This is a genomic window from Enterobacter sp. S-33 (assembly GCF_028735835.1).
GTDB lineage: Bacteria > Pseudomonadota > Gammaproteobacteria > Enterobacterales > Enterobacteriaceae > Enterobacter > Enterobacter vonholyi.
Window position 1 is genome coordinate 2,800,245 of record NZ_CP117838.1, and the last position, 21,224, is coordinate 2,821,468.

29 protein-coding genes are annotated in these 21,224 nt (G+C 47.9%); 4 read left to right on the plus strand and 25 right to left on the minus strand.

Annotation, left to right across the window (positions count from 1 at the left end):
- Positions 1 to 41 precede the first annotated feature (41 nt).
- The 13 genes from PUP35_RS13240 to PUP35_RS13295 all read right to left on the minus strand — a co-directional run bounded on the left by PUP35_RS13240 (position 42) and on the right by PUP35_RS13295 (position 10,208).
- Entirely contained in the window at positions 42 to 353 is a 312-nt protein-coding gene (locus PUP35_RS13240; protein WP_274240096.1) for a phage tail assembly chaperone, read from the minus strand.
- Positions 354 to 411: 58 nt separating this feature from the next.
- Positions 412 to 1,344 (minus strand): phage tail tube protein, encoded by a 933-nt coding sequence (locus PUP35_RS13245; RefSeq protein ID WP_274240098.1) that lies wholly within the window; start codon positions 1,342 to 1,344, stop codon positions 412 to 414.
- Between the two features lie 43 nt (positions 1,345 to 1,387).
- Positions 1,388 to 1,804, minus strand: a complete 417-nt coding sequence (locus tag PUP35_RS13250; protein WP_274240101.1) for a phage tail terminator-like protein — start codon at positions 1,802 to 1,804, stop codon at positions 1,388 to 1,390.
- Positions 1,804 to 2,385, minus strand: coding sequence for a hypothetical protein (locus PUP35_RS13255; RefSeq protein WP_274240102.1), 582 nt, complete (start codon positions 2,383 to 2,385; stop codon positions 1,804 to 1,806). The genes PUP35_RS13250 and PUP35_RS13255 overlap by 1 nt, the downstream gene beginning before the upstream one ends.
- Position 2,386: 1 nt before the next feature.
- Complete coding sequence (locus tag PUP35_RS13260) at positions 2,387 to 2,737, minus strand: hypothetical protein (protein WP_274240105.1); 351 nt, start codon at positions 2,735 to 2,737, stop codon at positions 2,387 to 2,389.
- Entirely contained in the window at positions 2,737 to 3,219 is a 483-nt protein-coding gene (locus PUP35_RS13265) for a DnaT-like ssDNA-binding protein (RefSeq protein ID WP_274240106.1), read from the minus strand. The genes PUP35_RS13260 and PUP35_RS13265 overlap by 1 nt, the downstream gene beginning before the upstream one ends.
- A 39-nt stretch (positions 3,220 to 3,258) precedes the next feature.
- Positions 3,259 to 3,627, minus strand: coding sequence for an Ig-like domain-containing protein (locus tag PUP35_RS22020; RefSeq protein ID WP_368077508.1), 369 nt, complete (start codon positions 3,625 to 3,627; stop codon positions 3,259 to 3,261).
- Positions 3,537 to 4,508, minus strand: a complete 972-nt coding sequence (locus PUP35_RS13270; protein WP_274240108.1) for a major capsid protein — start codon at positions 4,506 to 4,508, stop codon at positions 3,537 to 3,539. Before PUP35_RS13270 ends, PUP35_RS22020 begins: the two co-directional genes overlap by 91 nt.
- A 12-nt stretch (positions 4,509 to 4,520) precedes the next feature.
- Positions 4,521 to 5,300 (minus strand): hypothetical protein, encoded by a 780-nt coding sequence (locus PUP35_RS13275; RefSeq protein ID WP_274240110.1) that lies wholly within the window; start codon positions 5,298 to 5,300, stop codon positions 4,521 to 4,523.
- A 65-nt stretch (positions 5,301 to 5,365) separates the two neighbouring features.
- The gene (locus PUP35_RS13280) at positions 5,366 to 6,478 is read right to left on the minus strand and encodes a hypothetical protein (RefSeq protein WP_274240112.1); all 1,113 of its coding nucleotides are present in this window, start codon (positions 6,476 to 6,478) and stop codon (positions 5,366 to 5,368) included.
- A gap of 1 nt (position 6,479) precedes the next feature.
- Complete coding sequence (locus PUP35_RS13285) at positions 6,480 to 7,868, minus strand: DUF4055 domain-containing protein (protein WP_063417858.1); 1,389 nt, start codon at positions 7,866 to 7,868, stop codon at positions 6,480 to 6,482.
- Positions 7,868 to 9,193, minus strand: a complete 1,326-nt coding sequence (locus PUP35_RS13290) for a phage terminase large subunit family protein (protein ID WP_274240116.1) — start codon at positions 9,191 to 9,193, stop codon at positions 7,868 to 7,870. The genes PUP35_RS13285 and PUP35_RS13290 overlap by 1 nt, the downstream gene beginning before the upstream one ends.
- On the minus strand, positions 9,162 to 10,208 hold the full coding sequence (locus PUP35_RS13295; protein WP_274240117.1) for a terminase small subunit: 1,047 nt from the start codon (positions 10,206 to 10,208) through the stop codon (positions 9,162 to 9,164). The genes PUP35_RS13290 and PUP35_RS13295 overlap by 32 nt, the downstream gene beginning before the upstream one ends.
- Before the next feature lie 116 nt (positions 10,209 to 10,324).
- Between PUP35_RS13295 and PUP35_RS13300 the strand changes: the two genes are divergently transcribed.
- Entirely contained in the window at positions 10,325 to 10,453 is a 129-nt protein-coding gene (locus PUP35_RS13300; RefSeq protein WP_274240119.1) for a hypothetical protein, read from the plus strand.
- A 391-nt stretch (positions 10,454 to 10,844) separates the two neighbouring features.
- Entirely contained in the window at positions 10,845 to 11,912 is a 1,068-nt protein-coding gene (locus tag PUP35_RS13305) for a beta family protein (RefSeq protein ID WP_274240122.1), read from the plus strand.
- Here PUP35_RS13305 and PUP35_RS13310 read toward each other — a convergent pair.
- The 8 genes from PUP35_RS13310 to PUP35_RS13345 all read right to left on the minus strand — a co-directional run bounded on the left by PUP35_RS13310 (position 11,902) and on the right by PUP35_RS13345 (position 16,627).
- The gene (locus PUP35_RS13310) at positions 11,902 to 12,474 is read right to left on the minus strand and encodes a sce7726 family protein (RefSeq protein WP_262810727.1); all 573 of its coding nucleotides are present in this window, start codon (positions 12,472 to 12,474) and stop codon (positions 11,902 to 11,904) included. The genes PUP35_RS13305 and PUP35_RS13310 overlap by 11 nt on opposite strands.
- Before the next feature lie 153 nt (positions 12,475 to 12,627).
- Entirely contained in the window at positions 12,628 to 13,005 is a 378-nt protein-coding gene (locus PUP35_RS13315; protein WP_274240125.1) for a M15 family metallopeptidase, read from the minus strand.
- Positions 12,989 to 13,336 carry a phage holin family protein gene (locus tag PUP35_RS13320; protein ID WP_274240126.1) on the minus strand — a complete coding sequence of 116 codons (348 nt, stop codon included), beginning with the start codon at positions 13,334 to 13,336 and terminating at the stop codon, positions 12,989 to 12,991. Before PUP35_RS13320 ends, PUP35_RS13315 begins: the two co-directional genes overlap by 17 nt.
- Before the next feature lie 63 nt (positions 13,337 to 13,399).
- The gene (locus tag PUP35_RS13325) at positions 13,400 to 13,987 is read right to left on the minus strand and encodes a hypothetical protein (protein WP_274240128.1); all 588 of its coding nucleotides are present in this window, start codon (positions 13,985 to 13,987) and stop codon (positions 13,400 to 13,402) included.
- Between the two features lie 410 nt (positions 13,988 to 14,397).
- Positions 14,398 to 14,943 carry a hypothetical protein gene (locus tag PUP35_RS13330; protein ID WP_274240129.1) on the minus strand — a complete coding sequence of 182 codons (546 nt, stop codon included), beginning with the start codon at positions 14,941 to 14,943 and terminating at the stop codon, positions 14,398 to 14,400.
- 105 nt (positions 14,944 to 15,048) lie between these two features.
- Positions 15,049 to 15,738, minus strand: coding sequence for a bacteriophage antitermination protein Q (locus PUP35_RS13335; protein WP_274240131.1), 690 nt, complete (start codon positions 15,736 to 15,738; stop codon positions 15,049 to 15,051).
- Positions 15,735 to 16,034, minus strand: a complete 300-nt coding sequence (locus PUP35_RS13340) for a DUF1364 domain-containing protein (RefSeq protein ID WP_274240133.1) — start codon at positions 16,032 to 16,034, stop codon at positions 15,735 to 15,737. The genes PUP35_RS13335 and PUP35_RS13340 overlap by 4 nt, the downstream gene beginning before the upstream one ends.
- On the minus strand, positions 16,031 to 16,627 hold the full coding sequence (locus PUP35_RS13345; RefSeq protein ID WP_274240135.1) for a DUF1367 family protein: 597 nt from the start codon (positions 16,625 to 16,627) through the stop codon (positions 16,031 to 16,033). Before PUP35_RS13345 ends, PUP35_RS13340 begins: the two co-directional genes overlap by 4 nt.
- Positions 16,628 to 17,436: 809 nt before the next feature.
- Here PUP35_RS13345 and PUP35_RS13350 point away from each other — a divergent pair.
- On the plus strand, positions 17,437 to 18,246 hold the full coding sequence (locus tag PUP35_RS13350) for a DUF6602 domain-containing protein (protein ID WP_274240137.1): 810 nt from the start codon (positions 17,437 to 17,439) through the stop codon (positions 18,244 to 18,246).
- A 97-nt stretch (positions 18,247 to 18,343) separates the two neighbouring features.
- Here the strand turns inward: PUP35_RS13350 and PUP35_RS13355 are convergent, their stop codons facing one another.
- Genes PUP35_RS13355 through PUP35_RS13370 form a run of 4 tightly spaced genes read right to left on the minus strand, consistent with a single transcriptional unit; the run spans position 18,344 to position 20,591 of the window.
- On the minus strand, positions 18,344 to 19,081 hold the full coding sequence (locus tag PUP35_RS13355; RefSeq protein ID WP_274240139.1) for an ATP-binding protein: 738 nt from the start codon (positions 19,079 to 19,081) through the stop codon (positions 18,344 to 18,346).
- A gap of 2 nt (positions 19,082 to 19,083) precedes the next feature.
- Entirely contained in the window at positions 19,084 to 19,893 is an 810-nt protein-coding gene (locus tag PUP35_RS13360; protein WP_274240141.1) for a helix-turn-helix domain-containing protein, read from the minus strand.
- A 40-nt stretch (positions 19,894 to 19,933) separates the two neighbouring features.
- A complete protein-coding gene (locus PUP35_RS13365) occupies positions 19,934 to 20,380 on the minus strand; it encodes a hypothetical protein (protein ID WP_274240143.1) in 447 nt (148 codons plus the stop codon).
- Positions 20,358 to 20,591, minus strand: a complete 234-nt coding sequence (locus tag PUP35_RS13370) for a Cro/CI family transcriptional regulator (protein WP_274240145.1) — start codon at positions 20,589 to 20,591, stop codon at positions 20,358 to 20,360. The genes PUP35_RS13365 and PUP35_RS13370 overlap by 23 nt, the downstream gene beginning before the upstream one ends.
- A gap of 88 nt (positions 20,592 to 20,679) precedes the next feature.
- Here PUP35_RS13370 and PUP35_RS13375 point away from each other — a divergent pair, with 88 nt between their 5' ends.
- Entirely contained in the window at positions 20,680 to 21,081 is a 402-nt protein-coding gene (locus PUP35_RS13375) for a helix-turn-helix domain-containing protein (RefSeq protein ID WP_269836123.1), read from the plus strand.
- The last annotated feature ends 143 nt before the right edge of the window (positions 21,082 to 21,224 follow it).

Below are 21,224 nucleotides of genomic sequence, written 5' to 3' on the forward strand. Positions count from 1 at the left end.
CGCTGCCACTTCAGGCGTATAGAATGCAGAGGCAACCGCTATCAGTTTTTTTCCCGGCGCCCCATCAGTTCGGCGTAATATTTTTCGGTGATAGCACCTGCTGCGCTCAGGTAGTTATCCAGCAACACCGTCAGGTTTTCGCGGGTGTATGGTTCTGGCAGCGCCCAGCCCTCAATAATTTCAGACAGGAAATCAACGGCCGTTGCCCCTTCCCGCTTTTCCATCTCTTTAATCTGATCCGCTGATTTATGACGGAACGTAAAGGTCAGTACGCCAGGCTCTTCCCCTGCACGCGGGATCTCTACGTTGGATTTAAACGTCGGTTTCGGTTGCAGCTCAAATTTTGTTGCCATTTTTTTCTTCCTCAGAAACTAATAAGCCCCCGAAGGGGCAAAGATTATTTAAACCGGATTATTCTTCGGTAACGGTGACTTCACCCGTGGCGGTTTTCTTGCCGTCAACGGTGGTGCAGGTGATCGTCGCCGTCCCTTCAGCGACCGCAGTCACTTCACCGCTGGCGCTTACGGTTGCCACTTCCGGATCCGAACTGGCCCATGTCACCGCTTTATTGGTGGCATCTGCCGGCGCAACGGTCGGAGTAAATTGACCAGTTTCCCCGACAGTCAGATCAAGCGAGGTTTTGTCCAGGGTTACACCTGTCACCTGCACTGCTGGCGTGGTGACGTTGGCGATTTTGTAGAACGTCATAGCCGGAGACTGAAGGTTGAGAACCGCGCTGACGGTTTCGACTGAGTTAACGGCGGTCTGCGGGATATCGTTGAAAGAGGCTGTCGCCGCCCAGTAGCGGTTTTCTTTCGCCTTAGGCACGTACATGTACGACGCTACCGTTTCTTCGTCTTCATCAAGCTGGCGCAGCAGTGAGTAGACAGGAAGCGATGAATCATGCGCAATGGTGTAGGTCTGCGAACTGGCCGATTTGTAAGTGTTAAGATTGCGCTGGCGGTCATCAGACAAAAACTGGATCTGCGTGGTGTTCTGCTCACCTCCCGCGTTCGCCACCTCGGTGATCTGAGGGATTTCTGTCCATTCGGTGACCTTGCGGAGCGTGCCGCTTCCGCCGCCAGCAGGATATTTCCCGGTGTTGGTCGTGTTGATGTTGCGAAGGGTAATCGCAGAACCAGCGACGACATCAACCAACGCCACGACGTTATCTATTCCGGTCCAGTCACAATTGACGTGTACCACGTCGCCAGACGCAAAGCCGCCCCCCGATTCGACCGTGACAACGGTGTGTTCTGCGTTAGTGGCCCCTGTAAATGGAACCGCAGGATCATAGCCCGACGCCAGATAGACGTGCGAGCCGTTAGGCAATGCAAAGCCCATAGAGATATCTCCACTGGAAAAAAGTTAGGGTGTGCAGCAGAAATCAGACTGTGGTTTCTGCGCGGTAAGTGATGCTGACCGGAACAGTCCAGTTCACGCCGTTATTGATGCCACGATGAATGGCTGGAAGTGATAAAACCCAGCAGGTAAAACCTTCGCCGACAAGGACAAGGTTTTGATGAAAAAGCGCGGTGATTTTTTTGGCCGTCTGCGCGGCAAGCGTTCGTCCCGTTGCTGTTCTGGCAATTACATTGACCTGGTACACACCAGGATAAACCTGACAGCGTCCCGCCAGGTCAATACTGTATGGCGTGGCCGGCAGGTCATGTGACTGGAGATAAATGCCTGTTTCAGGCGGTGTGAATTCCACGTTATCCCAGGAAACCGGAATACCTTCCTTATCAGCCCATTCACCCAGATGTTTATCCAGCAACGCAGCAATGTCAGGCTGAATATTCATTAGCTGACCTCCTTAGCCGCTTCCTCAAAGAATCGCGCCGCTTCTGCGGCAGTGATGCGTACCATCCCGCCAGGAGCCTGTGAAGAATGCCCCATTTCAAGCGGATAAGCATAGGGGACGTTATTGCAAAAAAAGACCTCCTTCATACCCACGCGAAACTGTGAAAGAACAAGATTTCCGGCCCGCAGTGTTTCACCACCGCTTTTGTCGATGCGTCCTGTCTCTTCCGTTGTCCGTGCATCGAAAGAAACCTGCCAGTTACCCCGAAACCTCCCGCCCGTATAACCCGCAGGGGATCTGATCGCCATGCTGTCATGAATCTTACGGCCTCGTTTCAGGCGACCGTTTCGGGTCAGGTTGTCAGGGTCATTACGCAGCTGATCGTTGTACTCGGTAACGGCGTTGTTGTACTGCACCGCCGTCTGGTTAACTTCCCACAGCTCGGGGTTACCAACCGGAGACATTTCGACGAGGCGCGCAAGGATGCGTATACAGCCAGCCCTGACAACTTGCTCCTGATTTGACTTTGCTTTTGCCACGAATGCATCGATGGAGGCCATGAAATCATCGTTTTCAGCCATGCTATGCCCTCAGCTGTGACTTATAGCAAATCACCAGTGAAGCGGGCTTAACCGGATTAGGTTTGATAACCCTGTGTTGTTTGCCGTCAACGTTAACCAGATCGCCAATTTCGATAATTTTTTCTGACGTGAAAACGATTTTCACATCACCGCGCTGGATGTTGTTTCCGTCAATCTCGTCAGGGGCATATTCGGTTCTTACGCCCCAGGCGGTAAACGTCACATCTTCAGTCTGATGTTCAACGCCACCAATGACCGAAACCGTGCCTTTACGCGTTACCTGATATTCCGCGCCGTTCTGACGCAGCAGCCTGTCAGAGCGTTGCTGTATACGCTGATAATTAATAGGCATTACCCACGCTCCGAGAAAGTGTTAATGGCATACCCGCGACCGCCCATAAACGCCGCCAGAAGCGCGTCAACGGCTGGATAAGACGGAACGAAGGCCTCACCATCAGCCACGGCGTAAGTCATCGTCACAGCTCCTTCCACGCGCTCAGTTTTCACCGCAGCCTCACGTGAAGAACCTAGAAGCTCACCGTCAACCGCTTCAACCGCCAGCATGCACTGGGCGGTAATAACCTGACGGGGGATCTGATCTGACGGAAACGGATGACCGTCAAATTCGATATCGAGACGGGGCCAGCACAGAGGCTGTGACGGGCTGGCACGGATGCCGTACCAGCTCAGGCCTTCCAGATAATCCATAGCCTTAAGAAGAATCGCGTGAACATTTTCCGGCAGCGTCAGATCACGCGCGGTCGCATATTTCTGTAAGTCGGCTTCGCTGGCGTAGCTGTTGAAATCAGGAGAGGTGATATTGGTATCAATCATGTCTCACCATAAAATTTAGGGGGACAAGCCCCCTGCTGATTACGCACCTGTTGGTGCAAAGGCGATTTTTTCTGACGTGACGCCCACGCCATCAACCGTGGCGGTCACGGTAAATTCTCCGGCCTCTTCCGAGGTCAGTTTTACCGTTGAGCCTCCAGCAGAACCCGTCGAAGTTGATTCCGAACTGAGCACCCCGCCAGACGACGCCCACAAGATAGTCGCACCCGAAACGGGCGCATCATCTTTGGTGACTTTAACGGAGAAGGTTACGGAATCATTACCGTCAGCGGTGACGGAGGTTTTATCCGCTGACAGGCTTACTTTACGGGCTGTTCTACAGTTTCGGTGCCAGTGAGTTTGATCAGCACGCCCGCAGTGGATTTGTTGGAGGTGAAATGTTTTTTCCAGTTACCTTCCGTGCCGATTTTTTCCAGGCTCGGGTTTTTATCGCCTTTCGATTCATCCCAGCTGTAGCCGAGAAGCTCAACATTCACCGTACCTTCTGCGCGGAAGCCTACTGCAAGGTTTTCCTGATCGTTGATGTCGTAGGAGCGGAACCCCGGAGCCTGTGACTCGGTGACATACACCGCGCCCTGAACCAGCCCCAGAATGGCATCAACATCCATAGAGTCAGTGACAAGAACCGGCTTACCCAGCGTGCCTGGCTGACCACCGTATACTACCACACCCGCCTCTTCGTGGATTTTGTTGGCGATAGCCTCATCCACGATGTCGAAATAGGTAGCGGAGTGCATGACAAACAGTGCGACGCGGTTAAATTTGTCGCCGTACTTACGCAGCCCACGAGTAAGGGTACGCTTACCGTCAGTTTCAATATCGGCGGTAACCACCATGTCAGCATTACCGCCGATTGCAGCGATCAGCGCCTTGAGGCCATATTTCACGTAGCCTTCAAGCGCAGCGTCTGCCACGTCAACGCCAACCACTTCAGAGAACTCGTCAACCGAGCGGCCGCGGCGTTTAAACGCTTCTTCAGTGGTGTGGTACGGGCCATATTTCCACGGCGCTTTTACCGATACTGCTTCGCCAGCACCGATTTTTTTGCCTTCTACCGTTTCGGTTGAGTTAACGTTGCGGGTTTCGATGCTGCCGCCGACTTTGTAGAACGCACGTTTACGGAAATCACCTTCGATCAGTTCGTTATCCAGAACAATGGCACCGTTTGAGGCTTCGTTGAAAACCTGCAAATTATCCTGGCGACGCTCAAGGAAAGCGGTCTGCGCCAGGTCGTTATAAATAATCAGGTCAGAGTTTACAGTTATGGTCATGGAGAGAATCCTTTATTTCGGGAGTTTGAGAAAAGCCTGCTGGCCATGCTTGCGGATATAGTCAGTTTTTTCCTGAGACGTCATTTCTGAGCGCTTCAGACTTCCACCACCTCCACCCTGTTTATGTCCACCGCCCCCCGTACCTTCAGCGGCCGGGAAGAGATGCGGCGCGGTATCTTTGAGTGACTCAGCCCATTCAATCGGGCTCAGCGGCGTTTTGCCGTCCTTGCCGAGAATGGCATTGCCATCAGAATCAACGGCGACAGCGTCACCCTCGTCATTCACCTTAAACGTGCCACGAGCGCGGAGGATCAAATCATCTGACGCGGTAGGCAGCGCCCCGGCCTTCAGCCCCGCTTCGCGGATTGCATCAGCCAGAACGCGGTCGCGGAACTTGTTGGCAAAGCCTTCTGCTTTTTCCGCACGCTCTACCGCCGCTTTGATTTGTTTATCGCTATCGGCGCGAAAACGCTCAGTGCGTTTTTCCAGAACCTGGTCAATTTTCCCTTCGGCGATCAGCTTCGCTTCTTCGTCGTCAGAAAAACGCTGGAGGATGGTTTTCACCGCATCCGGGTCAATACCGTCAAAGCGGGCCAGGCTATCTTTTTGTTCCCGGATTGTGCCGAGAAGCTCGTGATTTTTGTTTTTTAATCCTGCTGTTTCCTGAGCAATACGCTCGTCAATCAGTTGCTGAATTTCAGGCGTGATCTCGACGTTGTTACCACCGCCACCATTGCCGCTACCGCCATTCTCAGGAGCGTAATATTTCAGAAGCATATTTCGGATTAACATAAATTCCCCTCGGGATTATTCAGAGCTTCGCCCAATAAAAAAGGCCGCATAAGCGACCTGATGATTTACAGCCCCGCGGCCTCGAAAGCCTTGCTGTCGTATTCGCGGAGCTGTTCAAGCGTGAGCCATTCCCCTTTATCGGTGTAGAACTCATCTGGGCGCATACCGCCGTCACGAATGAGCCTTGCGCGGGTTTCACCCAGCACTTGAACCTGTCGGGTAAATGACTGACTGAGTAACCAGTCGTTATAGGTAATGCCGGCCGGTACTTGTCCGTCCATACTGGCGCGGGTTCCTGCGTCCATTTCATCAACATCAATACCAAGCTGGCGCCATGATTTCACCACCAGCGTTTCGGTTGAGCGGCAACAAAAATGAATTCGGCCTGGCCCCTGCAAATAAGGCACCTTGTGCCCTATCGGTTTATTTTCCAGCGTGTATTTTCTGCGGTCGCGGATCATGCAAAGGGGCGTGGTTTTATTATCGAGCGTTGAAAGCCACTGCTTACACTCGATAACGTCACTGTTCGCTTTTGCGAAGCTGTGTCGCGCCGTTGCTGCGAGATGGTTGACCGCTGATTTTACGATACTGGTGGCGTTTGCCCTGCTCATCTGCAGCGCACCGTCTTTATAGCCTTTGTTAGCGTGGCCTCTCACCCTTCGGGCGATGGCCTCAGTCGTTTCCCCCTGTAGATAACCATGACGAACAGCATTGACGATGCGGGTCATCCTGTCGGTTTCCAGACCCTCGGCCCACTCCGACAGTAAACGCCCCTGAAAAGGCTGTGACATGGTGGCGGCGTAAACCATATCCGCCGTGATGCCCTGCAACGGGTAACGCTTCAGAACGATATCCGGCAGGAGAGAATCGAACAGGCTGATTTGATAGCCCGCCTCATACCCTGCCAGCGCACGCAGCTCACCCGACATTGCAGAAAACATGGAGTCAACCGCCTGGCGGTTTAGCGAACGAACATCCCCAAGAAGTGATTCAAGCCGCCTCACGGTGAAACTTTCAGGGGAAAGGGTTTCCAACGCCACAATCAGTTTTGCACTGATATCAGCGTCACTGGCGTTGAGGATTTTCAGCATCCTGTTTGCTATTCCGGTGCCGAAGCGATTTATACCGATTGCGTGTGAAATGACCTCATCACGTAGCTGCTCGTTTACGGTGGCCATATCACTTATCCAGCAATGTAGGGTTCGCGTTGCGCAGCGCGTCGATCACCTCGTCCACGCTGTCAGCCGGATCAATGATGTCCAGCTTTTGGAGCACGCGCACCAGGTCACTGTCACGGATAGCGCCTGACTGCCAGGCACTGACCAGAACGGCCACCATCCCGGAATCTGCCACCCTAGCGATAAACTCCTGGTTGATGGTGTAATCCGCTTTTTCATCTGTCACGCCGAGATATTTCGCGCACCAAGCCAACGCCTTACTGAAAGCCTCTGACACGTTCGATACGCAAATACTCAGGACTGATGTTGCAGCAGACTGTTCACCACTAGCCTGTGTTGCTGTCTTTGTGGCGCTGTTTTGCTCGATGAGTCTTGCTCCAAGCTGGACCATGTAATCACGCTTACTGTCCATAGCCTCTTTTGCAAGCATATTTGGTTGAGCCTGTGCATAACCAAAAACGCCGTTTTCGGGGAGCAAAAGAGGATTACGTGAACCGACCTTAACGCCTGACTTCTGTAAAAAGTCTCGCCAGTCTTTATCAAGACCAGACATATATGGCTGAACCTGACCGCAGAACCAGACACTGTCTTCGTAATCTGCACTGTTCCGGTAGTGGCCCAGATTAATTTCTGCCAGTGTGGCCAGCGGGGGATCGTCGATAGTCTCATCATTGTTTTGTGCACCGACAAACGTGAAAGGAATTTCATCCCAGAAATCCTTCCCTTTAGGCTTCGGGTTATACTCAGCATCAACCGTAAACACCCCGCCGCCATTCTCTGCTTTTGACCGCCAGACGCGACAAACAAATCGGCCATTGATTAGAGCCAACTCCCGATACTGTGTAAGCTCCCTGAATCCGTAGCCGTCCTTCTCTTCTATCACCTCACGCAGCACCACCAGCACCAACTGGTTGCGCCCGTTAATGCGCTCAGTTCTCCAGTTGATAATGTTTTCCGGCGTGTATCGCAGAATGATGGCCTGATCGCTTTCTTTGGCGTAATCCACATAGAGACCGTGGCGGGCCGTTTCAAGAATGTCCTCCAGTACCAGTTGCGACAGCTGATAGATACTTACTCCGCCACCGTCCGAATTGGTTTTCAGGTATTCCAGTTTTGCCGGAGCGGTCATCGTGGGATCTTTTCGGTAGGCCATACCCAGCAGACCGATTTTTGTATTGCCGGTAATGGGGTAAAAAACGGCCCTGTCACGGTAATCTTGATTTCGCTGTTTGGCTTTCGCTGAACGGTCGCCGGGATCAAGAAGGGGAAGATATTCCCCCCCTTTGCTTTTTATCGCTTCCGCCCCTTTGCAGACATCGCGGATTTTTGTCCAAAGCGCACAGGCCGCTTTCTGCTCAGGCCTGACAAAAGTAATGTCGTTGTTTGCCATCAGAATGTGGTTTCCAGTTCAATTTCGTAAACTTTCTCTTTGATTGGGAACAGGTACGCGATTGGATAGCCGCCCCCGTCATTGGCGTGGTCAAATCCACCTTTTTTATCCGGTTCGCCCTGGTCGTTATAAATCTGACGCTCAAGGCACTGCGTAAACTTAGGACAGGTGCGCGTGTTGACCAGTAATCGGCGTTCGCCATAGGTATTACAGAGCATCGCATTTACAGCGTTGATACGGTCCTTCACCGCAGGGTTAGCGTTATTCACGCATACCTCAAAACCCGCCTTCTCAAGCAAAGCGATATCTGAGTTACTCGCATCAGAGGATTTTCGATTTTTCCCCGAGGCATCCGGATAAATTTTTATTTGATGATTTTCGCTGGAGTATTTTTTCTGAATCGCCTCGATCATCGCTGGCGTGTCGAAAACATCCATGAACTCATCAACAGCACGCGGCAGACCATCACGCATGACGTAAACCACCGCGGCCATTTTCCCAACGTTGAAGTCCATCCCGATATGAAGAACGTCGCCACGCTGCGCTGTTTCATCGGTGTGGTTTTCGCGCCTGTCAAAGCAGTAATAAATAACGCCCTGATAGTTTTCAAAGGAGGCCAGGTATTCCTGCCGGAAAGTGCGCGGGTCCATTTTCCGCCTGGCAGCTTCCAATTCTTCAGGCGGGACGTTTCCACCATCAACAGAAGTATAAAGCCAGCTCTTATGGTCCGGCTCCCTTCCCTCCTGACCCGCAAACCAGGTGTCGTAACAGTGGTTAAATCCTTTTGGCGTACCAATACGAAGCGCGTGACCTCCGATGTATGTCACCCAGTCGATGGTGTAACGACAGGTTGAGAGCATCGGGCGAAGAACTTCTTCCCATGCCTCATACGGACAGTCAGCCCATTCATCAATCAGAACGAAGAAAAGACCAGAACCGCGCAGGTCATCATAGTTATTCAGGCCCACGCACCGGAGGATATGACCGCTAACCAGCGTGATTGATAGTTCAGTCTCGTTTGGCTTGGCCGCCCTCCAGTGTGGTGGGATGGATTGTTTAAGTCGCCGCCAGAAAACACGCTTTGCCTGTTTCTGCGTGGGTGCGCAGTACCAGATTTCATCCTCAATACTGACGTTCCACTTCATCGCGAGCCTTGCAGCTCTGCGCATCTCAGCTTTACCCAGGAACGTTTTACCGAAGCGACGGCCACACACAGCGTCACGAAAACGCGCTGAACGTTGCCAGCCCCAGGCGAAGATATTTGCTTGTTTCGGTGTAAGTGTGACGGCCTGACTAAAGGATTGGATTGTCAGGTGTTGGCTCATCAGTATTTAACGGTTGAAGCTGGTAATCCTCTTCAGGAACTACCGGCACGGCGGGTTTGTTCGCCTCCTTAATTTCAAGGATTCGAATCAGGGCGGCGCGAGCGGCTTGCTTACTTTCGGTGAGTACCTCCAGACCATTTTTGGTCTGCTTCACGCCGAGGTAATACATCAGCTCATCGCCTTCAAGGTCGCGGGTATCGTTGATAATCATCTGCCCCTTGCCTTCACCCTGACAGCGAGGGCAATCAGGATTCGGGTCGGCGTTATCAATGAAATCAGTACCGCCATCCTCAGGCGGTGGCTTTCCGTTTTCGGACGCCTTTATAGCTGCAACTTCATACTCGTTTTCGTCACGCCACTGATATTTATTTTCTTCCCCCCAGCAGAAACGACAGTTAACACGTCTGTACTGAGAAACAAGATTCGGATCAGCGCGGGTTATCGCCACCAGCTGATCCACGATTTCATCAAGGTCAGCGGTGTAACGCTGGCGCATCCGTTTAGCCAGAGCGTTGATGGCACGAGAAACCTTAACATTTCTATACATCCGGCTGGCGGCTGCATAGGCAGTATCACCTGTGCATTTGTAACCAGCTTTTTTGTATGCCTCGACTCTGTTTTTTGTTTTTACATACCAGAAGACAAAAAGAGCCTGTTGTTCGGATAACCCGAAATCTCTGGGTTCAAAACCGAGATCATCCACATCTTCGGACCCATTATCCGCTTCCGCATCTGATACCCGTTCATCACTTAAACGCTGTGACTTTCCAGTTTCCAGCTTCGGTGTTTCCACTTTTTTTGGTTCCATTTTTTTAGTGGAAACTTTTTTTGTGGAAACTTTTTTTGTGGAAGATTTTTGGCCTGTGGGTTTCCTGGCAGGTTTTTGCCACCCCTCAGCTTTTGACTTCTGGTTAATCGCTGTATGACTGATACCGTGTTTCACAGCTAACTTTCGGGCTGATACTCCATCAGTTTCATACTCGCGTCGGATGGCCTCCCAGTCCGGTTTAGACATGAAAATACCTTTACATCGACGTCGGAATAAGAACCCCAACCAAAAAGTTGGTCTTTTTATACGGAATTTTTCAAAACTGTAAATGCGTACTCCTTGGTAATTCCGCTAAGGAATTCATGTACGGAGTACAAGATGAAAATTTTTATCGCGATTACAATGATTTTTTTGATGCTCGGTTTGCTGGTTACGCCAGAGAGCAAACTTCTTATCATCAGTCAGATTTTAGAGCAGCTAGTAATGCTTAGTGCTCTGTTCATACATAAATAACCTATCATGATGGCGGTGAGTGATACTTCATAACTCATCGCCCATCAAATGCATAGGGTCACGTACTTCTCTTTCTCCAGCCTGAACAATTCATAGTAAGAATGTTCTTCACTACGTTCGTTTTCTTGTGAGACATGACTCAAATAAGTACTTTTTTTCCTCGGCACGCTAACCCCTGCAGTAAGGAAAACTCTTACTCCTTAAGAAACTTTACTTAAAAATACATAAATGGAACACTATTTCAACCCCATCGAGAGCAACTATGAAAACTTTGATTTAGCTCACTTTTTTCCTTGCGTGTCAGGATGTATAAAAATCTTGCAAGGCACTCTTAAATTTAAATTTTTAAAAAGACATTAAGGAACTTTAATGAGTCTTCATCATTACTATCCACAGCTAAAATGGAAACCTGCTGAGTATGAATCTCTGATGCAGTTAGATCAGACTACCATCTCTGGCATTACTCCCATCATTACCATTCTCGATATTGACTGGGACTACGAAAACGACTGTTATAAAAAAACTTTAACCGGTTATTTATCCGACTTCGGCGCTAATCTAGCGACAGCATGGACCCCTAACCGTCCGGTATTGTTAGACCTGAAGTATTTAGATCAGCATGGTTCGAGTCGTCATCATCCTTTGGATATGTGCGTAAGCGATGCCAGAGCTAACGGAAAGGAAATCGTACCGGTTGTGTCTCCAGCTTCCACTGCAAACTACATACATGCTGTTCAACGAAACATATCTAATGGCATCGCGATATCAATCAGTCCTCAAACCTGGCATTTGTTTGCACAACTGCTTAACCATTTGAACCTTCCGCCTCACATGATTGACATCATTGTTGACTATGGAGACATACAGAATGCTAACGATAGTTTAAAACAACAGGCCTTAGGGATTATCAATGGTCTAGCGGGACAAGCGCCATGGAGATCATTAATCCTATCTTCAACTTCCTATCCTAGTTCGCAAACGGGCATTCCTCAGCATGTGATTCACCATATTCCACGGCATGAGTACGAGCTTTGGTTATATGTTGCTCAGAACGCATCTGAGGGCAGAATCCCATGTTTCAGTGATTACCCAACAGCAAGTGCTACCATAACGAGTGTTGACCCTCGGTTTATGTCACAGTATGTTGCAGTCAGATACTCCAATGACATTTCATGGATTTTTGTTAAAGGTACAGCCGTTAAGGGAAATGGTTGGAGCCAAACTAAAGCTCTGTGTACGACACTTGTCAATTCGGCTGATTATCAAGTGTTTGGTCCAGGTTTTAGCTGGGGAGACCAATACATCTTTGACAGGGCTGCAGGAACTAATAGATCAGGTGGCTCCAAGGAATGGCGGAAGGTAGCCCATACGCACCACCTTACTTTAGTAGTTAGGCAGTTAAATATCTTGGCACAGTCGTTACCGGCTAGACCCTAACCTTCCAATCGACTCGCTTCTTTAAAGCTGTTCTGACTTCAAATCGGAGATCTGAAGCGGAAAGAGTATCCGCGACAACATTCCACAACTCATAACGGGGCTTGCTCTTAAAACCTTTTGAGCAGCCCCAACGCTCCAGAACGTCAATACACTCATCCTTCCACAACAACTGAGCGAGCATTAATGAGTCAAAGTTTCGATTGAGCCTTTCGCCACGTTTGTGCTTGATGAGGATTGCTCCTTTGGGCCCCACTGATACGGTTTTAACTCCCCACCAGTCAGGAATTAATTTAAGAGCTCCGTCCAAATGCTTCTCAGCTACTACAAGAGTAACCTTGTCCATAACAGCAGAATAGTGTTTGATTTGTAACGGCAATCTCTCCAAAGAATCAAATTCGCTTTTGAGTTCGTATCCATGAAGTACGCCGTTAACTACTGCTATATCTGCCCTGCTGGCACCAAGTGATATAGAAAACTCATCGATCACAAGACATTCAGGATCTAAGTGAGATTCTTTAAGAAGTTTATGGTGCACAGCAGCTCTAACGTCTTGATCTCTCATAACTTCCCCCACAACAGCCGTCGCTGAATTATAGCGCACAGCATTTTACTTCATTTAGGGAATTTGACCACCTGTATCACAAAAAAGTATATCCTCTGGCTGAGAGCAATGACCTAGTAGTATGTGTATCCAATGCCTTCTGATCATCGCGCTTCATCGCTTAAGCTGAAAATGCGGACCGTCCACAAGCGTTTTCCAATCGCCGCCCCATTCCACTGGTGTGTTTAGCTCCTGCGCGGCCTGTTTGAAGGCTTCAGAAATTTTCCGGTAAAGCGGGAAATCCCACGAAACAGTTCCGCCTACGTAAGCCACAACATCAACGGCTTCTCCGGTGAGATGTCGGCTGTTCATGGTCTGACTTTTACCCTCAGCGTAGAGCTGTTTCTGGCGTTCCTGATTGCGAAGACCTTCAGTGATACCGAAATCCACAGAGGACAATTCAAGAGCACGGCGAACCACGGCTACCAGCTGTGGCTTCACCCCTTTGAGATTGTTTTCGCTGCGCTGGGAAAACTTAAAGTTGTTTGTCATCGTTAATACCCTTCTTGCTTGCAAATAACGTCACAGCCGCATTAATTAGAGAACGGCAGCGGTCTACACCAGCACCACCGACAGCGGCACCGATAACGAAAGACCAGTCCATGTCTGATACGCCCAACTGTTCAAAAAAGCTCACCACTGCAAGTGCGACGAATCCGCAGATAAACCCAGCAGTGAATGAGCGGCGCCAGGCTACCCCGTCCCACAATGAAAAAAGCAAGGCTATAAAGAACGCAGTCAAAGCGCCCTGCAATGCCAGCCTGTTCTCATGTAAAAAATGAAGTACTGGACCCCAGCCCCCTGGCGGGGTGAAGTTCTGCATGATTCCTCCCAAATTGCAGGCATAAAAAAACCGCCGTTAGGCGGTTTTGAGTGGTTGTTTGAACTATTCACGGAAAGTATTTATGTACTCATGAAAATGAAAAATAAAATCGTCAATTTTTTCTTTCAAAAGTAACGCTTCTTGACCTGTCAAATTTTCAAAGGTGAAAAAAGGTTTTAGCGATTGCTGAAGAGAGGGCAAATAAGACAATAACTTCATCCCTGCCTCGTCTGGCCTGATCAAAAAATGAAGATTCCTCATTGACCTTTGAGCATCGTTTAATGCTTCTTGGTAATAATCAGGAAATTTGCCTTTTGCAAGCGAATCAATACTTATGCCCGGGGTGTTGATTAGTCTATGACTTAGCTGTGCAATTTTATCAACAGAAGAAACAAAATCTAAAGCTGCAAGCCTAAGTTTGTCAGCCATATCCTTCTGTTCAGTCATTCGCATTTGAAACCTAGCTATTTCAAAATTTTTGCTTAGGGCTTTCCAGGCAATAAGTGCCGGTATGGCGCCAGCTATGAATGAGCTGATAATAGTTTCCCAAGCAAATGGGGTGTTAAGAGCAATTTCAGGCAGTTTATCGATGACGATCGCTTCAGCTCCATTAACGAAGTGAAACGGAAATGGTACACCCATCCAAGCCATAACGTCCTCCCTTAGGAAAGGAGGTATTTTACCAGAATATCTGGGGGGCATACCACCTAACGGCACGCCTCAACAAGAGGAACAATCAGGCAAAAAAAATAGCCCGTTCGGACGAACAGGCCTCCACCAGGAGCAAAGGGAAGCATCGAGCGTGATGTCGGGTGCCTCCCGATGGAAACATGGTCAGCCACCAGTTCCCGCGTTTATATCGCTTTCAGACTTGCTGTTTTCGCCCCGCCGCTAGGGGGATTCATCACAACTAATAAGGCATTCCATCCAGAGGTTGCCATTTAAAGTTAGCTGACAAATTATTTAGCGCAACGGGTGTTTAGGATTTTTTTTCAGGGGAGCACACTACCCAACAAACCACCCCAGGTTAGTTGGACGGCGTAATGTGCTTTCCTGATGAATCACTCTATCAAGTTCCAAAGGGTGCCTTTTGTGGCACGCAAAATCGAGTAGATTAGATCTGAGGCTTGGTGAAGATTATCTACCTGGTCATTAATGTTGTGATTCCACTTTGGCCCATGGAACAAATTGTTCCGGAGTCGGAAGCAGAAAAAGAGACATACCATCAATTGTTGTTCAGTCTGTGGTTCCGTTAGTTTTAGAATAGAAGTTATTGTTGTTTGAAGTCCGGCCGAAGTTGCAGGCCTTTGCCTCCATCGCTCACAACCGCATAGTGATAAGAAATCATCTGTCACTTCGTTCTCGTGGAGGTAACGATTAAAGCAATAGCTATAAACACGCTCAATGCATTCAAAATCATCAAATCCATGAGCCAATAATTTTAGTGCATACTCTTCAGAGAGCTTCTGCTTTCCTTCAAAATTGCAAATCTTTGCCTCAAAAAATGAAAACAATGTGGTAAAACGAAGTATGGCCACATGAGTGTGGTGTTCAACATAGTTCCCACCTTCAAACAGCGCATTAAGTTCAGCTTCAAATTGCTCCATAAAAACACCGATTCTTCGATATAAAAAAACCCGCACTTTGGCGGGTGATTACAACTCTGGCAGTATATAAATATTAGACGAAATTAGGCCTTTTTTGTCAACCTTTCAATCTTGTATGTCCTCAGGCATAAGCGAACTGTAATTTTCCCAGACAGCTTTTATTGCAGCTTCATCAAGACGCTCCGAAACCAGTTTTAAGGTTTCCCACTTTTTAGCTCTAGACTTGCTCCATGTTTGCCTTGAAACATTAATCATACTTGCCAGCGCACTACCCGCGTACTCCTTGTAAGTCTCGTTTTTTCTCTTGGCCGCCACATCCTGCACAGAGATCCAGACCAGCTTGATCATGTCTTTAATGATACGTGACTGGAGAGGTCTTTTGACATGGTAATCCTGAAAGCTATTCCAGACATATTCGCAGATAGTTACCTGAAGGGAATATTTCAAATCAAATCCGTAACAGTACCGGATCCACGCCTGTTGTTGTTTAGGTAGTAACAGAACGGCTCTACGCCATTCGCACGAAGAGAAAGCCCCATCTTTCATCGGAGGCATCGGGCGGCGACGACTGCGCGTCTCCAGGACGTAAAGAGCGCTATTTTCAGCTTTAACGCGACGTACACCGCCGCGCCCGTTATCAAGTTCCACAACGTGTAGTTGCTGGCGCGGGTTTCTGTTCTTATCAGCTGGTGGATGCTCTGCGAATGCCTCCAGTTGCCCTTTGGTGCCGCCTGAGTCATCGACCAGCGCAGCGCGTAGTTGAATGCGTACATATTCCAATTGCTGCGCGTTCATCGTACCCCCTCATCTCGCCAGATTTTTTGTGTGCGAAGAATGCCTTCAGCGTGCATAAGCCGAAGGTCTTCATAGGTGTATTCTTTGGTTTTAACGCGACCGTCGATCACGTCATGACAGGCGTTGCAGGAAATAGCGCCTTGTTCATCATCAGGTTTGCATCCTGTGCCACACGTTCCCGCGAGCCGGTAATGTGCCAGGCATGAGGTTTCTGGATCGTGGTTGCAGATGCCAGGAATGCGAACTGTGCACTCCCTTCCCTTGGCCGCTTTTCGCAAGTTCGGTTTTCTCTTCATGCTGCGAACTCCAGCAGCTGCATGGCTACGTTGTCGGCTTCCAGATAGTTTCGGAATTTTTTAAAAAGAATGGTGTTCCACAGGACGTTAAAAACTGCTTTGTAGACCTGGAAAAATTCGGCCTCCGTCATGTTGGAAAACGAGATCGATTTTGCCTCTCGGCGAATAGTGTTATCAGGGAGGATGAAGGTATCGAAGAAACCAGCCTCAACAACGGCCCACTTTCTGAAGGCTTCGAACGATTTGGTGATTGCAGCTTCTTTCGTTCGCCACTGCCCGTGGGTTTCGTTGTAAACCTTCTCAGTTTCTAAAAGGAGATCGTCATTGCCGGCCATCGAGATCAGGTAACGCACGTAACCGTGAAGGTATTCTTTTTCTGCGGGAGTAATCGCCCCGCCTGTGGGTGTCCAGTATTCGAACCCAAGATTGAGCAGCGCGAAGAAGCGCTTATGGAAGAGGTAATTTCGGGCTTGCTTAACGTCGCAGTTAAGCCACACGCCGATTTTGATGCGTTGCAAAAAGTCGCTGGCCTCGGGCGTAGCCGTGGTCAGTGTGGTGGGTGAAGATTTAAAGAGTTGTATAACCTGTGCCATCGTTCTCTCCGGTGGCACAGTGTTTCAGCAGGGTTGTTCAGACCCGATAACTATTATAAATCATAAACGTATCAGTCGTCATCTCCTTGACGCTCATCAGGCGCAACAAGTTTGCGCGCCTCATCGATCAGAGTCAGGCTAGTTACAAACTCGTCAGGACGCATTACAAACCCATCTTTAAAGGAACCATCACGATTTCTGCGAATAACCAGTGGCCTGGTGCTGTCGTGTATACCCAATATTAAATGATCTGGAATGTACACTCGCTTATCTCCTGTTATCTCTGAGGTTATCCCTTAATCTTCCTTGCATGTCCTGACTTGTAATTGTCTAAAAGCACAAACAAAAAGCTGGTTTCGTAAACTTCCGTTAAACTCACAAGACAATATTACTGTATACCCATACAGTATATAATTCCAGATTTTGAAGTTCTTTATTGACCAAAGTTAAACAATCTCATTGAAAGCCTAACCTATGAACTATTTAGCCATAACCATCTGTATTATAAAGATATTTTATTCCCTGCTGCGAATCTGAGAGGATTATACACCTACTTTATTTAGTAGGTTATTTTTTAAAATTTACTAAAAAAAATGATGCAATGTTCCCTTCATGCCGCTGAAGTTTTTTATGTTATCTTGCAAGGTTCATTTATAAAATGTTTATGATGCACGTGCTCGCATTCTTCGCTTTACTTATACTACAATTTTTGAAATATTTATCATGCAAAGAACCTGGCATTCTATGTTTACTTAGATTTTACAATTACATAATCTTTTTCAAGATATTTGCTTCTAAAGGAGAATCTCATGGACAAAAACATAATAAAAAAAATACTTAAACACAAAGCAAGTAGATTCAAATCAGTTTTTGCTGAAGATTCGATCGATCTATATTTCAACAGCGAAAACAAAACCTTTCACGCCGCTGAATTTGGTCGATTCAGGGAAAATGTAACTGCTGACTTCTTAAGAGCATTCATACCTGGATATATTGGAATTTCAAATGGATTTATTGTATCACCTACGAACAGTATAAGTACACAGTGTGATATTATTTTATATGATAAAGAACTTACCCCCTTACTTCAGGACGATAATCACAACCAATTTTTTCCGACCGATTGTATTAAAGGTATAGGAGAAGTCAAATCAAACCTGACTAAAGGAGCTTTATTCGAAGCACTGACAAAGCTTTCCAAAATCAAACAGATAAGCTATGAAATAAGCAAAGAATCTACGGGGCAAAATCACACAACCTATGACAGGGAACATTACAGTAATCACGCTTATACATTTCTAATTTGTAATAAGATCACAGGTGACACATCAAACTTAGCAAATGAAATAGATAATCATTACAATACTAATGGTATTGACCATCGATTTAGACATAGTTTTATTCTTTCTTTAGATGGAAAAGCATGTTTCTATATCGACCCTATAATCAACAAGTGCAGTTTTCCTCAAACCATTGTTGATGAAAAGCCAAATATAAACAAACCTTTTTCTCTTGCTGATGACTTTGATGAAGCGATCAAAGCTTTCGCGCAAATCACTTACACGACACTTTCATTACAAGGACGAATGATTATGAACCTTATGGAATATATAAAATAGAGTAAATATTCCTACCAATAATCCTGAGATTTATCACTCTCAGGATTAACCAGCAAAGAAAATCTTTCAAAGCCGTTTTAATAGTAACATTCTTAGTTTATTTATGACTATAAGTTGTGCTGCTGGCTCGAAAGCTTCTCCAGTCAAAATTAACCCACAAACCACCCCCCATCCTAAGGCGATCAAGTGCCCTCTCACCTATGGCCTGAGTCAATGCCGCTTCCTTCAGGTTGGTCAGAATCCCAACCGGTTTTAGCATCGCCGTACGTCGATCAATAACCTGATGCAATATGACCTTTTCGTATTGTGAGTACATCTGAACGCCAACTTCATCGAGAACAAGCAAATCGACGCGCGACATCTGCTCCATTAGTTGGGCCTCTGTTTTACCACCACTAAACCCTGCTTTGAACTCGGTCATAAGATCAGCAACGGTAATGATCAGAACGCTTTTGTGCTGAGCCAGGAGTGCATTTCCTATCGCTGCAGCAAGATGGTTTTTACCCGTTCCAGGGCTGCCACTGAAAACAAAACAAGCGCAACCGGATCCGAAATTGTTCAGCCAGGACTTTGCAAATGACAACGCTTTGCGCTGGCCATTATTCTCTACCGAATAATTTTTGAACGTGCAGTTTTGATAACGTTCACGAATGCCCGAGCGCCCGAATGTCTTTTCTAACCTGGTACGGCTGTTCTCCTGGTTCAGCTTTTCTGAGTGCTTTCGCGCCTCTTCCTGTTGCCATGCCATAAGCTCCTCAGCACTGGAGAACTTCGGCTGTACTCCGGCAGGGACAATTTTCTGAAGCCGTTTTAACACGTCAGCCATATCGCGCATGTTCACCCCATAAAGCCGTCAGGAATTGAGCTATCTGGTTTTGAAACGCTGGTAATGTCAGGTCGGCTCGTCTGAGCCATGTTGAAATTGTTTGGCGGGTATAACCCCTGATACTCCCGAGCGATGCTGTGACGAATGACCACTTCAGGCGGAATGCCCTGGCTTCGATATCTCTCCAGCTCCCTGATCGAGCCTTTAGCACCCTGAGGAGTTTTTATCGGCTTACGCAATGCCTTGCGATACTCCACCCACTCAACCCATAACGCGCAGGAGAGCCAATCAGGAAGTTCAACCGCGAGAGGATCAAATTTAGTTTTCGCCAAATTCCCCTTGGGGGGATTAAGGGGGGTTTTAGGTTCTTTGACTGGATCTAATAACTGACTGATTCTGGGTGAATCTCCTGCACCCTCCCCCCCTGCACCATTTGCACCAGGGGGTGCAGCTCCTTCACCCTCCCACCCTGCACCATTTTCACCATAGGGTGCAGCTCCTGCACCCTGCTTTTGAGCCTGTTTCTGATAGGGTGCAGGATTTTCACCCTCATTGTTAAAGGTCAGGTGATAGATATTGGATCGATTAACGCCGCTTGAATCTCTTCGCTCTTCAACACGAACAAATCCATCCTTCACGAGTTGCCGGATATGTGTCTGAACTGAGCGAGAAGATATCTCGCATTCATACGCTATCGTTGCCACTGCCGGCCAACATTCCCCCGTATCACTGGCGTTATCTGCGAGCTTAATCAGCACCAGCTTACGGAGAGGATTTCCCACCCTTGCTTTCATGGCCTGAACCATCAAGGACATACTCATACTGCTACTCCTGCGAAATCATTACGGGTGATCCCGCCACTCAAACTGACATCAGTAATTCTGCTATTGGAATCAACGCCTGAAGCTCGTCGATAAGCCTGTTCAGCTTCACTATTGCTGTGGGGCATCTGACCGCAACAGCCGACATAGCCGCACCGAACGACTCCATGACTTTCGCTTTAGCCAGTTCAGGCGAATGAGGTTCTTCCAGCTCTATGCGCTTGCGTGTTGGCATGGCTCGCAAAGCGACGTCTGATAGCTCTGCTGCCATCTTGACGTAACGAGGCCCACCTAAGCTGAAGATGCGCTTTACGCGTTGTTTAGCGTTGCGTATGCCCTGCTCGTCCGTAGCTGGTGGTATTAGTTTTCCGCCCCCCCTGCGTTGATATTCATCAGCGAAGCGAACGCCTACTGTTTTCCAGCCAGCCTCCTGCGCCCATGACTCAACGCCAGCGGATATTTGTTCAACCGTTGGAGTGATTTTCATGCTTCAGTTTTCCGTTTCGCTTTGCTTTAGCATGAGCATCATAAATAGCTGGGTCATACTGTAATTCCCCGCCCGATGCCGTTTGTAATCGCGTTGCTCGTCCTTCTGGAACCAGATCCCCCCATTTGTACAGAGAGGAAATTCTTACTCCAGCAGCACGAGCCAGATTTGTTTTTGTTCCAAAAAAATGGAGCGCATCTTTCGTATACATTAATCATTCCCAAATGTTAGCCATAGCTAACAAGATAGAAGTTAACAAAAACGTAGTCAATAAGATTTAGCATTAGCTAACTATGGATATGACAAACCTTACGATTGGCGAGCGGATCAGAGCGCGTCGCAAAGAACTAAAATTTACTCAGCGCACTCTAGCTAAAGCGTTGAAAATTTCGCATGTCTCCGTTTCACAATGGGAAAGAGATGATAGCGAACCGACAGGTAAAAACCTCTTTGCACTAACTAAGGTTCTTCAATGCACACCCACATGGATTCTCTTCGGCGATGACAGCCGGACTCCTGAGCCTCCAGTTCTCACCGATGCCCCTCTCGATGAACGTCAAACTGAGTTATTAGATCTCTTCAATGCCCTGCCTGAGTCTGAGCAAGAAGCTCTTTTGGGTGAAATGAGAGGTAGGGTTGAGAACTTCAATAAACTCTTCGAAGAAATGCTTATAGCCCGACGCCGCACTCAAAAAAAATAAAGCTCTAAAAAACAAAGAGATACCTTCTCACGCCTAAAATGTTAGCTATAGCGAACAATTTTCTCTTGATATAATTGTTAGCTATGGCTAACCTTTCCACATCGAAACACGCACAGTGTTATCAGCAAAACGTTCAGCCAGCC

What these genes read in the sequence shown, in the direction of transcription:
- PUP35_RS13320 (WP_274240126.1), bottom strand. Translation starts at nt 13,336, where the DNA reads ATGCAGAACTTCACCCCGCCAGGGGGCTGGGGTCCAGTACTTCATTTT.
- PUP35_RS13335 (WP_274240131.1), bottom strand. Translation starts at nt 15,738, where the DNA reads ATGAACGCGCAGCAATTGGAATATGTACGCATTCAACTACGCGCTGCG.
- PUP35_RS13315 (WP_274240125.1), bottom strand. Translation starts at nt 13,005, where the DNA reads ATGACAAACAACTTTAAGTTTTCCCAGCGCAGCGAAAACAATCTCAAA.
- PUP35_RS13270 (WP_274240108.1), bottom strand. Translation starts at nt 4,508, where the DNA reads ATGACCATAACTGTAAACTCTGACCTGATTATTTATAACGACCTGGCG.
- PUP35_RS13345 (WP_274240135.1), bottom strand. Translation starts at nt 16,627, where the DNA reads ATGGCACAGGTTATACAACTCTTTAAATCTTCACCCACCACACTGACC.
- PUP35_RS13355 (WP_274240139.1), bottom strand. Translation starts at nt 19,081, where the DNA reads ATGCGCGATATGGCTGACGTGTTAAAACGGCTTCAGAAAATTGTCCCT.
- PUP35_RS13365 (WP_274240143.1), bottom strand. Translation starts at nt 20,380, where the DNA reads ATGAAAATCACTCCAACGGTTGAACAAATATCCGCTGGCGTTGAGTCA.
- PUP35_RS13260 (WP_274240105.1), bottom strand. Translation starts at nt 2,737, where the DNA reads ATGCCTATTAATTATCAGCGTATACAGCAACGCTCTGACAGGCTGCTG.
- PUP35_RS13375 (WP_269836123.1), top strand. Translation starts at nt 20,680, where the DNA reads ATGACAAACCTTACGATTGGCGAGCGGATCAGAGCGCGTCGCAAAGAA.
- PUP35_RS13360 (WP_274240141.1), bottom strand. Translation starts at nt 19,893, where the DNA reads ATGAGTATGTCCTTGATGGTTCAGGCCATGAAAGCAAGGGTGGGAAAT.
- PUP35_RS13370 (WP_274240145.1), bottom strand. Translation starts at nt 20,591, where the DNA reads ATGTATACGAAAGATGCGCTCCATTTTTTTGGAACAAAAACAAATCTG.
- PUP35_RS13265 (WP_274240106.1), bottom strand. Translation starts at nt 3,219, where the DNA reads ATGATTGATACCAATATCACCTCTCCTGATTTCAACAGCTACGCCAGC.
- PUP35_RS13250 (WP_274240101.1), bottom strand. Translation starts at nt 1,804, where the DNA reads ATGAATATTCAGCCTGACATTGCTGCGTTGCTGGATAAACATCTGGGT.
- PUP35_RS13245 (WP_274240098.1), bottom strand. Translation starts at nt 1,344, where the DNA reads ATGGGCTTTGCATTGCCTAACGGCTCGCACGTCTATCTGGCGTCGGGC.
- PUP35_RS13295 (WP_274240117.1), bottom strand. Translation starts at nt 10,208, where the DNA reads ATGTCTAAACCGGACTGGGAGGCCATCCGACGCGAGTATGAAACTGAT.
- PUP35_RS13290 (WP_274240116.1), bottom strand. Translation starts at nt 9,193, where the DNA reads ATGAGCCAACACCTGACAATCCAATCCTTTAGTCAGGCCGTCACACTT.
- PUP35_RS13300 (WP_274240119.1), top strand. Translation starts at nt 10,325, where the DNA reads ATGTACGGAGTACAAGATGAAAATTTTTATCGCGATTACAATGATTTT.
- PUP35_RS13305 (WP_274240122.1), top strand. Translation starts at nt 10,845, where the DNA reads ATGAGTCTTCATCATTACTATCCACAGCTAAAATGGAAACCTGCTGAG.
- PUP35_RS13350 (WP_274240137.1), top strand. Translation starts at nt 17,437, where the DNA reads ATGGACAAAAACATAATAAAAAAAATACTTAAACACAAAGCAAGTAGA.
- PUP35_RS13275 (WP_274240110.1), bottom strand. Translation starts at nt 5,300, where the DNA reads ATGTTAATCCGAAATATGCTTCTGAAATATTACGCTCCTGAGAATGGC.
- PUP35_RS13240 (WP_274240096.1), bottom strand. Translation starts at nt 353, where the DNA reads ATGGCAACAAAATTTGAGCTGCAACCGAAACCGACGTTTAAATCCAAC.
- PUP35_RS13255 (WP_274240102.1), bottom strand. Translation starts at nt 2,385, where the DNA reads ATGGCTGAAAACGATGATTTCATGGCCTCCATCGATGCATTCGTGGCA.
- PUP35_RS13280 (WP_274240112.1), bottom strand. Translation starts at nt 6,478, where the DNA reads ATGGCCACCGTAAACGAGCAGCTACGTGATGAGGTCATTTCACACGCA.
- PUP35_RS13340 (WP_274240133.1), bottom strand. Translation starts at nt 16,034, where the DNA reads ATGAAGAGAAAACCGAACTTGCGAAAAGCGGCCAAGGGAAGGGAGTGC.
- PUP35_RS13330 (WP_274240129.1), bottom strand. Translation starts at nt 14,943, where the DNA reads ATGGAGCAATTTGAAGCTGAACTTAATGCGCTGTTTGAAGGTGGGAAC.
- PUP35_RS13325 (WP_274240128.1), bottom strand. Translation starts at nt 13,987, where the DNA reads ATGGCTTGGATGGGTGTACCATTTCCGTTTCACTTCGTTAATGGAGCT.
- PUP35_RS13285 (WP_063417858.1), bottom strand. Translation starts at nt 7,868, where the DNA reads ATGGCAAACAACGACATTACTTTTGTCAGGCCTGAGCAGAAAGCGGCC.
- PUP35_RS13310 (WP_262810727.1), bottom strand. Translation starts at nt 12,474, where the DNA reads ATGAGAGATCAAGACGTTAGAGCTGCTGTGCACCATAAACTTCTTAAA.